The sequence below is a fragment of the Fontimonas sp. FW305-C-3 genome (genome assembly GCF_058783185.1).
The window spans coordinates 1,256,337-1,269,510 of sequence record NZ_JBYSYK010000001.1 but is presented as its reverse complement, the minus strand read 5'-3'; the positions used below and the strand labels follow the sequence as shown (position 1 = coordinate 1,269,510).

The window sequence follows — 13,174 nt, the reverse complement described above, 5'->3', positions numbered from 1 at the left end:
GCCGACGGCCCCGTTCATAAATATCTGTGCTTCCACTGAAGCCCGATCCCCAAGCGGTTTCAGGTGATATCACTGACTCAATTGCGCCAGTCATGCGGAAATAATCGGGACACGGAGCTGCAACACGCAGTTCATCTTGCCGGACGGGCCATGAAAAACGTTTGCACCCGAAGTCTGTGGGTCGTGCTTGGCCTGTTGCCGCTGCAGCTGAGCGCTCAGTCCGACGAACCGGTCGCCGAGCCGCCGGCTCAGTTCGAAGAACAGCCCGAAGAAACCAATGCCGGTGCAACGGCCGACGCACTGTTCGCCGAACCGCCCGCGGCAGAGAGCAGCGAAGCCGCGATCACGACCGATGCCAACGCAAACAGCGAACCGGCGCTCGCCGAGATTCCGGTCGAGCCGCTCGGCCGCCCGGAGAATCCCGACACGCTGACGGAAACGCCCACCGACGCCACGCAGCTCGAGGACGTCGTCGTCACCGTCACCAAGCGCGCGCAGGTCTCGCGCGACATTCCGAGCAGCATGACCGTGCTCGGCGGCGAGAAGCTCGAACAGCTCGGCATCCGCAAGCTCAAGGACATCTTCACGCTGGTGCCCGGCGTCAACATGCAGGACGAGATCGCCGGCCACCAGCGCAAGATTTCGGTGCGCGGCGTCGGCCCGCAGACCGGCACCAACCAGACCGTCGGCTCGGTGATGGGCGACATCCCGATCTCCGATCCCTACGGTGCATCGACGGTCGTCGATCCCAACCCCTGGGACATGCGCACGGTCGAAATCCTCAAGGGTCCGCAGGGCACGCTGTTCGGCGCGACCTCGCTGGCCGGCCTGATCCGCTACGTGCCGAACAACCCGGAGCTCGGGCTGTGGCAGGGCAAGGCCTTCTACGACTACACCTCAGTCGATCGCGGCGGCACGGCCTCGACCTATGGCGCCGCGCTCAATGTGCCGCTGGGTGACTCGGTGGCGCTGCGCGCCTCGGGCATCTTCCAGGAACTGCCGGGTCTGCTCGACAGCGACAATCCGGCGCGCCGCGAAAAGGATATCGATACCGGCCGCAGCTGGAACGGCCGCGTCATGGGCCTCTGGCAGGCCAGCGACCGGCTGACAGTCAACGCCTGGTACACCCAGGAAGAACGCAACTCCGACGACATCAACTTCACGACGTTCCGCGAAGGCAACTACACGCGCGACGACGCGCCCACTGCATCGCCGACGACCAACGAATACAAGCTGGCCACCCTCGACCTGCGCTATGCCTTCGACTGGGCGACGCTGGTGTCGCTGACGGGCTATCAGGAGAAATCCAGCGATACCGACATCGATGCCAGCAACCTGCTGGTGCCGGTCGCGCGCCTGGGCATCAGCTACCTGCGCGCGGCCCGCAGCGTGCAGACCGAGGGCGTGCTGCAGGAACTGCGGCTGGTCTCGCCGGACGATGGCAGCAAGCTGAGCTGGCTGATCGGCGGCTTCTACAGCACCTACGACGCCACCATCCAGTCGCAACTTCTACTGAAGATCGGCGCGCTCGGCCCGCTGACTCCGCTGCTGCCGCCGCCCCTGCTGGCGCTGCTCGGCGGCGACGGCATCGCGGCATCCAGCAGCGGCTACGATCCGCTCGAAGCCAACGAGCAGGCGCTGTTCGGCGAAGCCAATTACGACTTCACCGACAGCCTGCGCCTGACGCTCGGCAGCCGCCTGTACAGCACCGAGGTCACCGGCACGCTGGAGTCCAGCGGCGCAACCGCCGGCAACAACGGCGCGACGCCGGGCACCGAGGAGAAAGGCTGGAGCCCGAAGATCGCGCTGACCTACAAGCCGTCGAACGACCTGATGTTCTACGCCACGGTCTCGCGCGGCTTCCAGTTCGGCGGCTTCAACCTGCCGACCCTGCCGGCGCCGAACGTGCCGCTGAGTTTCGAATCCAGCACCCTGTGGAACTACGAGATCGGCACGCGCACCGACTGGTTCGACCGCACGCTGCGCTTCGACCTGACGGCCTTCTTCATCGACTGGAAGAACCCGCAGGTCAAGCAGATCGACAGCATCGGCACCACCAGTTATGTCGACAACGTCGGCGGCACGCACAACATCGGCGTCGAAACCACCATCCGCTGGCTGACGCCGATCGACGGCCTGAGCATCGAGCAGGCCGCTTCCTACATCGAAGCGCGCACGACCGAGGCCTTCGACGACGCCTCTGGCGTCACCGTGCCGAAGGGCACGCTGATGCCGAGCTCGCCACTCGTGCAGTCGGTGACAACGCTGGCCTACGTGCGGCCGGTCGGCAACTGGATGACGCAGACCTCGCTGATCAATTCTCTGGTCGACAAGAACTTTGCCGACATCACGCACCGTGTCGAAGTCGGCGACTTCTCGCTGCTGGGCTTCAACTTCAACATCACGCGCAGCGATCTGTCGTGGGCGCCGTCGCTGAACCTGTCGGTCAACAACATCACCAACGTGCAGAAGGTCGTCGCCGGCTTCGGTCCCGACCCGAACGGCGCCCAGGGCGCGATCGACGACATCCTCGGCAATTCATCGTACGTGTATACCCAGCCGCGCTCGTTTGTCGTGCGTCTGTCGGCGGAGTTCTAGGGCCGAGTCCGATGTCCAGCTACGACTACGCCGTGATTGGCGCCGGCATTGCCGGCGCTGCCCTCGCCGCCCGCCTCGCGCCGCACGCCAGCGTCCTGCTGCTGGAGAGCGAACCGCATCCCGGCTACCACAGTACCGGCCGCTCGGCCGCGCTGTACACCTCGCTGTACGGCAACGACCGGGTGCGTGCGCTGTCGCGCGCGAGTCTCGGCTTTCTTGAAAACCCGCCGCCGGGTTTCGCCGACTACGCGTTGCTCAAGCCGCGCGGCCGTCTGTATGTCGGCAGCGAGCGGGACCGCGAAACCATCGAGGCCATCGGCGCGTCGCCGCTGGCGAAGCCGATGAGCTCGACGCAGGCGCGTGAATGGGTGCCGGTTCTGCGGCCGGAGGCTGCGGCGCATGCGGTGCTCGACACCAGCGCGCAGGACATCGACGTCAACGCACTGCACCTCGGTTTCCTGCGCATGGCCAAGGCCGCCGGCGCGACGCTGGTCTGCAATGCCGACGTGCAGGCGCTGGAGCCGTCGCAGGGTTGGCGCATCGTCACCGCGCATGCTGAGTTTCGTGCGCGCGTCATCGTCAATGCAGCGGGCGCCTGGGCGGATCGCGTTGCCGGGCTGGCCGGCATTGCACCGCTCGACATCCAGCCGCTGCGGCGCACTGCGATTCTGATGGACTGTCCGAATGCCGTCGGCAGCGCCGACTGGCCGGCGGTCATCGCCGCCGATGCGTCCTACTACTTCAAGCCGGACGCCGGGCTGATCCTCGCGTCGCCCTGCGACGAAACGCTGACACCGCCTTGCGATGCGCAGCCGGAGGAGCTGGATATCGCCATCGCGGTCGATCGCATCGAGACGGTGACCACCCTCGACATCCGCCGCGTCACGCGTTCCTGGGCCGGCCTGCGCTCGTTTGCCGCGGACCGCTCGCCGGTGGTCGGCTACGACGACACCCGCGACGATTTCTTCTGGCTCGCCGGACTCGGCGGTTACGGCGTGCAGACCGCGCCGGCGCTGTCGATGCTGGCCGCAACACTGGCGCTGCGCCAGGCGGCAAGCCGCGACTTCATCGACGCCGGCATCGATGCCGCGGCGTTCGCCCCGCAACGGCTACGCGCTGCGGTAGATTCAGGGGCAAGCGGTCCCGCCTGACGCGAGCCCTCGCCATGAAGATCTTCGCCGCGACGCTGGTCACCGAAACCAACACCTTCACCGCGGTGCCGACCGGCAGGGTCGATTTCGAATCCAACGGCGTCTATCGCGGCGACGGCGGCACCCGGGGCGTTGCCGGCATCGGCGCCTCGCATGCCGAACTGCGGAAGCTCGCCGAGCGCGACGGCCACAGCGTCGTCGAAAGCCTCGCGGCCTTCGCCCAGCCCGCCGGGCCGACCCAGCGTGCGCTGTACGAGGACTATCGCCATCAGATTCTCGAAGACCTGCGTGCCGCGTCACCGGTCGACGCGGTGCAGCTCTACCTGCATGGCGCGATGGTCGCGCAGGGCTACGACGACTGCGAAGGCGATCTGTGCCAGGCGATCCGCGAGATCGTCGGCGCCGCGGTGCCGATCGGCGTCGAGCTCGATCTGCACTGCCATTTCACCGAGCGGATGCGCAGCAGCGCCAACCTGATCATCTGCTTCAAGGAATATCCGCACGTCGACGGCATCGATCGTCTGCGCGAGCTGTATCGACTGACGATGCAGATCGCGGCCGGCACGATCCGCCCCGTCACCGCGGTCTACGACTGCCGCATGGTCGGTCTCTGGCACACGACGCGCGATCCGCTGAAATCCTTCGTCGCCCGCATGCAGGCGCTGGAAGGCAAAGATGGCGTGCTGTCGGTCTCGCTGGGCCACGGCTTCCCGCGCGGCGACGTTGCCGACAGCGGCGCCAAGGTCTGGGTCATCACCGACAACGATCCTGCGAAGGCGGCCGCGCTCGCCCAGCAGCTGGGCCGCGAGTTCTGGGCGATGCGCGATCAGAGCGCGCACGGAATGCTGAGCGTCGACGAAGCTATCTCCAAGGCGCGCGCCGCCGGAACTGGGCCGCTGGTCATGGCCGACACTGGCGACAACCCCGGCGGCGGCGCGATGGGCGACAGCACCTACCTGCTGCGCGCGCTGCTCGATGCCGGCATCGGCAACTTTGCGATCGGGCTGTTCTGGGATCTCGGCGCAGTGGCCCTGTGCCGCAGCGCCGGGGTCGGCGCGACGCTAGCCCTGCGCATCGGCGGCAAATGCGGCCCGCTATCCGGCGCGCCGGTCGATGTGCGCGTCACGGTGCGCGCGATCGTCGACCAGCACACGCAGCTCGGCCTCGGCAGTCGCTATGCGCTCGGCACCGGCGTCTGGGTGGAAGCCGTCAACGGCGTCGACATCGTGCTGATCACCCAGAGAGCGCAGGTGCTTGCGCCGGGTGCGTTTGAAGATCTGGGTATCCGCTTGAGCGGCAAACGGCTGATCGTCGTGAAATCGACGCAGCATTTTCATGCGACGTTCGCGCCGATCGCGGCGGAGGTGCTGTACGTCGCGACGCCGGGGTCGACGGCACAGGATTTTGCGAATGTGCCGTTCAGGAAGCGGGATCTGAATTACTGGCCGCGGGTCGCGGATCCCTGGGCTGCTACGGTCTCCCTCTCCCCGCCTGCGGGGAGAGGGTTGGGGTGAGGGGCGTCTTTTCAGACGGTGCTCCGCATCGACTGAACGTCGTCCTGCAGTTCTGCAGAGTTCCAGCGTTTTCGTGTCGGGACCGCCCCTCACCCCGGCCCTCTCCCCGCTCGCGGGGAGAGGGAGGAGAATTTCAGCTCAACGCCCGCACCAGTTCCGTCCGCGAACTGATATCCAGCTTGCGATAAATCGAGTTCAGCTGGAACTCGATCGTCCGCCGCGAACGCGACAGATGCTCGGCGATCTTGTCGTTGCGCAGACCCTTGGCGACCAGCTGCGCGACGCGGCGTTCGGTCGGCGTCAGCTTCTGCAGCACCAGCAGCGCCGCCGGCGACAGTTCGGCGGACTCCTCGCCGGCGGTCGGCTCGTCGAGGAAGGTCACGACATAGCTCGGGCTCATCCGCAGCCCGGAGAACTGCCAGTTGCAGTCGATCTTCACCGACAGGCCTTCGAGCGTCGGATGCGCGAGGCGCACGCTGCCGGGGCGGCCGCTCAACACCACTTCCGTGCCGCCAGCGCGGCGCGTGACGTTCTCGAACATCGCGCCGACGCTCTCCGGCAGCCGGAATTCCGCGTCGGCGACGACGGCGCTGCGCAGGCCGCGATTCCAGCGCCCGCACTGCTTCTCCGCCTCGTTGTTGGCGAACAGCGTCTCGCCGTCGGCGTTGACGAACATCAGGGTCAGCGGCACCTGGCGCAGGAAGTGCTCGTAGCTCGCGCGCCGCGAGCGCTCGCCCTCGACCGCGCGCACGCGACGCAGCGCGGCTTCGATCATCGGGTGCAGCTGCTCGAGAAACGCATGCTCCTCGGCGCTGATGTGCGACTGCTCCGGCGGCCGGTGAATGCTCAGCACCGCTTCCGGCGTCGCGTCATGCCAGAACGCCAGATGGATGAACTCGGTCCATTCCGGATCGGGCTCCTGGTCGAGGCGCCGGCGGTGCGCGTCCGGATCCTCGGAGACGATCTGCGAGTAGGTATACAGCTTGATCTGCGGATGGCGCGCCAGATACGGCCCGGAAATCGTCAGGCTGGTCGCTGGCACATAGTCCGGATTGCGCGGCGTCGTCACGTGATGGCGCGCGTCGGTCGGCTCGTAGTTGATGATGTTGAACATCAGGCTGCACGAGCGATGCGGCAGCTTGCTGGCGACCAGCTTCAGGCAGGTCTTCCAGACGCTTTCGAGGTCCAGCGCGCTCTGCAGATCGACGATCAGCGCGTGATCGGGATCGCTTGCGGGAAGGTTCTGCGGACTCAGCGGACTCAGCGGACTCATGCCGCAAGGATAACAAGCGGCGCGCGGCCTAGCCGGCGTTCGTTGCTGCAGCTTCGCGGGCCTTGAGTGCGGCATGCGTGGCCTCCTGTCTGGCGCGTGTGATGGGGAAGTTCCAGATCAGGCCGACGCCGAAGGCAATGCCGACGGCCGGCAGCCAGGCGCCGATCAGGCGGATCGCCAATGCACCCTCGCCGCTCTGAACGGCGGCCTTGGCGTCGAAGCCGAGCACATCGAGCATGAACAGGCCGGTCGCGCCGGCAACGCCGGCCAGCGACTTGGCGGTGAACGCAAGCATGCCGGAGTACAGGCCGCCGCGATCCTCGCCGGTGCGCAGGCGCTCGTCGTCGGCGACATCGCCGGTCATTGCCGGCGCGGCGATCGGCAGACCCATCAGGCCGAAGGTGGCCAGCGCGTTCATGACGATCACCAGCCAGAACCCTTCCTGGCCGACCGGCGCAAAGCCGATGCAGCTGTAGGCCAGCGCACTCAGCACCAGCGAAATCGCCAGCACCCGGTGGCGTTCAAACTTCAGGAACAGCCAACCCCAGAACGGCAGGCCGAGCAAGGCGCAAGGCGCGGACACCAGCATGATCATCGGCAGCTGTTCGGACAGACCCAGGTAGCGATCGATGAACAGGTAGTTGACGCCCGCCGCCATGCCGGCGAGGAAGGTGATCGGCACATAGGCCGCCATCAGCTGCAGCATCGCGCGGCTCTGCGTGACCGCCTGCACCATGCCGCGCCAGTCGCCGAATCCGGTGCTGTTGCTGGACGGCAGCGGCGCCGCGCCATCCGGCACCCGCGCCAGCGCATAGGCATTGAGCAACGGCACGCAGACGGCGATGACGATGGCGGTGATCCCCAGCGTCTCCAGATTCAGTTCCGTCGTCATCGTCAGCCCCAGCTGCTTCGCGAGATAAGGAACGACGAAGAAGACCATGCCGCCGATGACCATCGCCATGCTGCGCCACAGCTGGATGCGCGCCCGCTGCACGTAGTCGCCCGACAGGTTGAAGCTCCAGGCGGCGTAAGGAATCTCGGTGAGCTTCCAGCCGATGTAGGTGACGGTGAACCAGGCCGTGTAATAGACGATCGACACATCCGCCGGCGGCCGGTACAGGAACCACAGGCCGACCACCATCGCCAGCGTGCCGGCGATGATCCAGGGCTTGCGCGTGCCGGTCCTGCGATACGTCAGATCGGACAGATGGCCGATCAGCGGATAGGTGATCGCATCGAACAGCCGCGAGATCAGATACGCGCCGGCCAGCGCCGACAGCGACAGGCCCGTGTGCTTGGCGTAGATGCCCTGCACGCTGGATTCCGGCGCGTGCGTGAAACCGAGCATGATCGCCGGCAGCGCGAACGCGAACAGCATGCTGCGCTTCAAAGCGGCTTCCTGGCTCAATCGCGGACCTGAGGCTATGGATGGGTACGGTCGCAGTACAACAGCCCGCAGCGCCCGGCACCCTCAGTGAAACCACCAGAATGAGCGTAGCCCGGATGCAATCCGCGATCCAAGCTCGCCACAAGGCACAAGCCCCGGATTGCATCCGGGCGACGATTCTGAATCAGCGGCGCGCCGGCGGCTTCTGCATGCCGCTGCCGATGGGCACCAGCCAGATCAGCGCGGCACTGACGAGAAAGCCAAGCGCCGGCACCCAGGCCGCCACCGACTTCAGCGCGAACACCGCCTGCGGCGTCAGATCGGCACCGGACTTCGCGGCGTCGAAACCCAGCCAGCCCAGCAGGATCAGGCCGCTGCCCGCGGACACCGCGGCAACGCCCTTCATCACCTGGACGCGGACCGCCTGGTAGAGGCCGGCGCGTTCGACGCCGAATTTCGCCCGGCCGTGGTCGATGACATCGCCCATCAGCACTGGCACCGCCACCAGACCGGACAGCACGCAGAACAGCATCAGCGAGATGGTCATCGAGAACAGGACGAGATTCGGCTGCGGCGGAAACAGGCCCAGCGCGCCGTAGGCCAGGCCGCTGAGCGCCATGCCGACCGCCCAGATCTTCTGCCGCGGATACTTCGTTGCCACCCAGCCCCAGAACGGAATGCCGAGCATGGTCAGCGGCAGGCTCATCGCCATGACCGTGTTGGCGGCACTGCCGAGCAGCAGATAGTTGGTCATGTAGAGCAGCGAGACGCTGCCGCCCAGGCCGACCACCAGATTGGCCATCACGACGCAGCCCATCAGGCGCAACAGCAGCGTGTTGCCGATGATGGTCCGCCACAGCAAGGACCAGCTTTCCCTGGGCAGCGTACTGGCTGGCTGCACTGGCTGCGGAAACTGCGTGTCCGGCACGCGCGCAAAGCTGAGGAAGCTCAGCGCCGGCAGGAACAGCAGGATCAGGATCGCGGTCAGGCCGAGCATCTGCAGATTGAGTTCGGCGGTCTCCAGCAGACCCACCGCCTTGCCGATCGGGGCCACGCCGTAGAACAGCATGCCGCCGATGAACGAGAACGCCGCGGTGTACGTCACGATGCGCGTGCGTTGCGCCGCGTCCGACGTGAACTCGATGGTCCATGACCGGTACGGAATCTCGACCAGCGACCAGCCGATGTTCGCCAGCCAGAACCAGAAGCCGAAGTACCAGACCGACACCGGCACGGCCGGGCGGAACAGGAACCACAGCGCCAGCACGGTGACGAAGGTGCCGGCCACCATCCAGAGCTTGCGGCTGGTACCGCGCTGTGCGGTGTAGTCGGACAGGTAGCCGATCAGCAGATCGCTGCAGATATCCAGCAGCCTCACCGCCATGATCGCCAGACCCAGCGTCACGAGCGCGATGCCCGACTCCTTCGCGTACACGGTCTGCAGGATGGCGCCCGCCGGCGCGAGCATGAACGCCTGCAGGATCGCCGGCAGTGCGAAGAGGACCAGCAGGCCGCGGCGCAGAGGCGGCGCGGCGCCAACCGCCGTTGCGGTCGCGCTCAAGCGGCGCGCCCCGCATCCGGTCTCTGACCCAGGCTGCGCGCGAACGCGAGAATGTGATCGGCAAGCTGCGCTGCATTCGCCGCATCGCCGACGATGTTGCCGTGATGCGCTTCTTCGATGACCAACTGCCGGCTCAGCGGCGCCGGCGCGCTCTGCGCCAGCGCGTCATGCATGCGGCGCAAGCCGGCAAACACCTTGGGCGGCATGCCCGCAGGCGCGGTGCCGGCGAGCACGGCCAGCGTCGGATGGCGCGGTTGCGCCGCAACGCGTTCGACCTCGGCCTGGATGACCGGGATCGCCAGGAACTCGGCGCTCATGCATTCGAGGAAGTCGCGCTCGGCAAAGCGCCGCAGGCCGCGTTTCGCCTTCGCCGTGTCGCTGCGCTGGCCCAGAAAGCGCAGATACAGCGCGCCGAGGCCCGAGCGTGCCAGCCAGTGAAACTTGCGCAACAGCCGCATCAGCTTGCGATGCGCATCCGGCGGAATTTCCATCGCGGTCGGGCTGGCATCCACCAGCACCAGTCCCGCCAGATCCTCGGCATGCGTGTACGCGTAGTGCCGCGCATACAGGCCGCCGAGCGAATAGCCGACGAGGATGAAAGGCTTGCGCACGCCGACATGATCGACCAGCTGCGCGAGACGTTGGTTGACGGCCGGCGCACCGTAACCGAGCCCGTCCGCCGGGCTCTCGCCCATGCCGGCGCGGTCGTAGCTCAGCACGCGTGCATGCCGGGCCAGCATCGGCGCCAGTTCGCTCCAGTGGTCGGCGCTGCCGGCGCCGCCGTGCTCGAGGACGAAGTCCGGCAACGCGCTCGGGGTTCCGGAAACCCGGTAGAGAATCCGGCTGGCGCCGAGCTCGGCAATGGTTCCTTCGCTGGCAATCGTGTTCATGCGTTGGTCGAGTAAAAGCACGGCAGCGAGTACAACAGTCCACGATGAACTGCGGAGTCAGTGAAACCACCTGAATGCCCGAAGTCCGCACGCGGCGGCTTTTGCAGCGCCTGACGGGCGACTAGGATGCGCCGACTCATCATCGGAGCCCAGCATGATCCAGTCCATCGGCAAGCCCATGGTCCTCGCCAACGGCGCGACCATTCCCCTCACCCCGGCGATCCGCGCCGGCGACTTCGTCTTCGTCTCCGGCCAGCTCGGCATCAACGAGCAGCGCGCCGTCGTCTCCGAAGACATCGCGGCGCAGGCGCGTCAGGCGATTGCCAACATCCGCGCGATTCTGCAGCAGGCCGGCACGGATCTGAACTCCATCGTGAAGGTTTCTGTGTGGATCACCGACAAGGCCGACTTCGCCGCGTTCAACGCCGCCTATCGCGAGTTCTTCCCGGATCGTCCGCCGGCGCGCTCGACCGTCGTCAGTGATCTGCTGATTCCGGGCGCGAAGGTCGAGATCGACGCGATCGCATACGTCGGGTAATCACGAATCAGGCCACGTAGCCCGGGTGAAACCCGGGGGCTTGCCAGGAATGAGGCCTGCGGCCCCCGGGTTTCACCCGGGCTACGGCTGCAGCGCTTAGCCCCAGAATGCCGGCCACGGCGGGGTCATCACGCCGCGGTTGTAGACGATGCCGCCGTCCCAGTCGCCGACCTGCAGCATCGGGCCGTCGAGGTCGTTGATCTCGCAGAGCTGGCCGAGCACCATCGCCGGCGCCATCGCCAGCGAGCCGCCGCACATGCAGCCGCTCATCAGGCGCAGGCCGAGCTTCTGCGCGGCGCGTGCAAGTTCCAGCGCGGTCGTCAGGCCGCCGGTCTTGTCGAGCTTGATGTTGATGAAGCTGTAGCGGCCGACCAGACCCGGCAGGTCCGCCGCGGTGTTGATCGACTCGTCGGCGCAGATCGGGATCGGGCTGTCGTAGCCCTGCAGGCCGTCGTCGTGACCGACCTTGACCGGCTGTTCCAGCAGATCGACGCCGATCTCGACGAGTTCCGGCATGAGGCGCTTCAGGTCTTCCACCGTCCAGGCCTGGTTGGCATCGACGACGAGCTTCGCGTGCGGCGCGACACGGCGCACGGCGCGCACGGCGGCCAGCGGCTCGGTCTTGTCGACCTTGATCTTGATCCAGGGATTGTTGGCGAGGGCGAGCGCGGCCTTCTCGTACTCGGCGATGCCGCGGATGCCGATCGTGATCGCCGTCGTGATCGCGCCGCCGCGCTCAACTCCGGCGCGCTGCCAGACCGGCACGCCGCTGAGCTTGGCCTCGAGATCCCACAGCGCACCATCCAGCGCGTTGCGTGCGCCGCCGGCCGGCAGCAGCGTGAGCAGATCCTGACGCGTGACGCCGGCCTCGACCGCGGCGCGCACGCCTTCGATGTCGCGCAGCAGCGTTTCCTGCGTCTCGCCGGCATACGGCACGCCGGCTGCTTCGCCGCGACCGGTGACGCCGTTGGCCGAGATCTCGACGGCAACGACATCGGCCGTGGTCTGCGTGCCGCGCGCGATCGTGAACGGCTCGATCATCGGCCAGGACTGCGCGTAAGCCTTGAGCGTGTGCCTCATGCTGCGAGCATCCGGTCAATCACGGCGTCGAGCGGCGTCTTCAGCGGATCGAAGCACGGCAGGCCGAGTTCGCGCTCGGTGTCGGCAAACAGCTTGGCGCGTTCGCCGTCGTTGAGTGCCGAGGTGTTGAAGCTGATGCCGACCATGCGCGCGTCCGGATTGGTCAGGCGCGCGGCCTGCAGATACTGTTCGATGGCGACCTTCAGCGTCGGCGTCGGGAATGTCGGTGCGGCGAAGATATGCGTGCGATGCGGGTCGTGACACAGCACCATCGCATCCGGCTGCGAACCGTGCAGCAGGCCCAGGGTCACGCCGGCGTAGGCGGGATGGAACAGCGAGCCCTGGCCCTCGACGACGTCCCAGTGATCGGCTGCCGCATCCGGCGACAGGCATTCGGCGGCGCCGGCGGTGAAGTCGGCAACGACGGAATCCATCGGGATGCCGCTGCCGGCGATCATGATGCCGGTCTGGCCGCTGGCGCGGAAATCCGCGGCAATACCCTTGCCGCGCAGCGCCTGAGTCAGCGCCAGTGCGGTGTACTTCTTGCCGAGCGCGCAGTCGGTGCCAACGGTCAGCACGCGCTTGCCGCTGCGCTTGCGGCCGGTGCCGATCGGCAGGTTCGCCGGCGGCCGGCGCACATCGACCAGACGCACGCCGCGCGCCTTGGCGGCATCGGCCAGGCCGGGAATCTCCGCCAGCGGCGTATGCATGCCGCTGACGATGTCGAGGCCGGCCTCGATGCCGGCGAACAGGCTGGCGATCCAGCTCGGCGCCACACGGCCGCCGACCGGCGCGATACCGATCAGCAGCGAACCCGCACCCTTGGCGACGGCCTGCGCCGGCGTCATCTCCGGCAGGTCCAGCGTCACCGCGCAGCCCGGCAGGCTCCACTGGCCGACACAGGCCTCGGGCGCCCAGTCGCGCAGGCCGAAGGCGGTCTTGGCCTGGGAGAAATGCGTGGCCTCGCCGAGAAACAGCAGGTACGGCTGGCGCAGCACCACCGTCGTGGCAAACTTCTCGCTGTTGCCTGCGGGCGTTTCCGCAGTGGTTTGCAGCGTGGAAGGCAGCGTGCTCATTTCAGTCTCGGCAGTGATATTCGACCGGCGTAGTAGACCAGCCGGGCCGCCAGCCCTACATCCGTAAAAATGCCGGAAACCGGCCAGCAGCCCGCCGCCGCTGTCA

General features: G+C 67.0%; 10 protein-coding genes. 4 read left to right on the top strand and 6 right to left on the bottom strand.

The window, feature by feature from the left end; translation table 11 throughout:
- The first annotated feature begins 150 nt into the window (after positions 1-150).
- The 3 genes from AC3WUF_RS05825 to AC3WUF_RS05815 are packed head-to-tail and all read left to right on the top strand — an operon-like array spanning position 151 to position 5,263.
- On the top strand, positions 151-2,598 hold the full coding sequence (locus AC3WUF_RS05825; protein WP_492423344.1) for a TonB-dependent receptor: 2,448 nt from the start codon (positions 151-153) through the stop codon (positions 2,596-2,598).
- 11 nt (positions 2,599-2,609) lie between these two features.
- The gene (locus AC3WUF_RS05820) at positions 2,610-3,749 is read left to right on the top strand and encodes an NAD(P)/FAD-dependent oxidoreductase (protein ID WP_492423342.1); all 1,140 of its coding nucleotides are present in this window, start codon (positions 2,610-2,612) and stop codon (positions 3,747-3,749) included.
- Between the two features lie 14 nt (positions 3,750-3,763).
- Positions 3,764-5,263, top strand: a complete 1,500-nt coding sequence (locus AC3WUF_RS05815) for a M81 family metallopeptidase (protein ID WP_492423340.1) — start codon at positions 3,764-3,766, stop codon at positions 5,261-5,263.
- A gap of 133 nt (positions 5,264-5,396) precedes the next feature.
- Here the strand turns inward: AC3WUF_RS05815 and AC3WUF_RS05810 are convergent, their stop codons facing one another.
- From AC3WUF_RS05810 to AC3WUF_RS05795, 4 genes are all read right to left on the bottom strand, one after another.
- On the bottom strand, positions 5,397-6,536 hold the full coding sequence (locus tag AC3WUF_RS05810; RefSeq protein WP_492423338.1) for a helix-turn-helix transcriptional regulator: 1,140 nt from the start codon (positions 6,534-6,536) through the stop codon (positions 5,397-5,399).
- 28 nt (positions 6,537-6,564) lie between these two features.
- Complete coding sequence (locus tag AC3WUF_RS05805) at positions 6,565-7,914, bottom strand: MFS transporter (protein ID WP_492423336.1); 1,350 nt, start codon at positions 7,912-7,914, stop codon at positions 6,565-6,567.
- 193 nt (positions 7,915-8,107) lie between these two features.
- Positions 8,108-9,484 carry an MFS transporter gene (locus tag AC3WUF_RS05800; protein ID WP_492423334.1) on the bottom strand — a complete coding sequence of 459 codons (1,377 nt, stop codon included), beginning with the start codon at positions 9,482-9,484 and terminating at the stop codon, positions 8,108-8,110.
- A complete protein-coding gene (locus AC3WUF_RS05795; RefSeq protein ID WP_492423332.1) occupies positions 9,481-10,374 on the bottom strand; it encodes an alpha/beta fold hydrolase in 894 nt (297 codons plus the stop codon). The genes AC3WUF_RS05800 and AC3WUF_RS05795 overlap by 4 nt, the downstream gene beginning before the upstream one ends.
- A gap of 154 nt (positions 10,375-10,528) precedes the next feature.
- Here AC3WUF_RS05795 and AC3WUF_RS05790 point away from each other — a divergent pair, with 154 nt between their 5' ends.
- The gene (locus AC3WUF_RS05790; RefSeq protein WP_492423330.1) at positions 10,529-10,912 is read left to right on the top strand and encodes a RidA family protein; all 384 of its coding nucleotides are present in this window, start codon (positions 10,529-10,531) and stop codon (positions 10,910-10,912) included.
- A 96-nt stretch (positions 10,913-11,008) separates the two neighbouring features.
- Here the strand turns inward: AC3WUF_RS05790 and dgcA are convergent, their stop codons facing one another.
- Together dgcA and AC3WUF_RS05780 are read right to left on the bottom strand one after the other, a co-directional pair.
- Entirely contained in the window at positions 11,009-11,992 is a 984-nt protein-coding gene (dgcA, locus tag AC3WUF_RS05785; RefSeq protein WP_492423328.1) for an N-acetyl-D-Glu racemase DgcA, read from the bottom strand.
- Positions 11,989-13,068: an N-acetyltransferase DgcN family protein gene (locus AC3WUF_RS05780; protein ID WP_492423326.1), complete on the bottom strand. Its 1,080-nt coding sequence runs from the start codon at positions 13,066-13,068 to the stop codon at positions 11,989-11,991. The genes dgcA and AC3WUF_RS05780 overlap by 4 nt, the downstream gene beginning before the upstream one ends.
- Positions 13,069-13,174: the final 106 nt, after the last annotated feature.

Coding starts and splice junctions, on each gene's coding strand:
- AC3WUF_RS05825 (WP_492423344.1), top strand. CDS start 151: ATGAAAAACGTTTGCACCCGAAGTCTGTGGGTCGTGCTTGGCCTGTTG.
- dgcA (WP_492423328.1), bottom strand. CDS start 11,992: ATGAGGCACACGCTCAAGGCTTACGCGCAGTCCTGGCCGATGATCGAG.
- AC3WUF_RS05810 (WP_492423338.1), bottom strand. CDS start 6,536: ATGAGTCCGCTGAGTCCGCTGAGTCCGCAGAACCTTCCCGCAAGCGAT.
- AC3WUF_RS05790 (WP_492423330.1), top strand. CDS start 10,529: ATGATCCAGTCCATCGGCAAGCCCATGGTCCTCGCCAACGGCGCGACC.
- AC3WUF_RS05820 (WP_492423342.1), top strand. CDS start 2,610: ATGTCCAGCTACGACTACGCCGTGATTGGCGCCGGCATTGCCGGCGCT.
- AC3WUF_RS05805 (WP_492423336.1), bottom strand. CDS start 7,914: ATGCTGTTCGCGTTCGCGCTGCCGGCGATCATGCTCGGTTTCACGCAC.
- AC3WUF_RS05815 (WP_492423340.1), top strand. CDS start 3,764: ATGAAGATCTTCGCCGCGACGCTGGTCACCGAAACCAACACCTTCACC.
- AC3WUF_RS05780 (WP_492423326.1), bottom strand. CDS start 13,068: ATGAGCACGCTGCCTTCCACGCTGCAAACCACTGCGGAAACGCCCGCA.
- AC3WUF_RS05795 (WP_492423332.1), bottom strand. CDS start 10,374: ATGAACACGATTGCCAGCGAAGGAACCATTGCCGAGCTCGGCGCCAGC.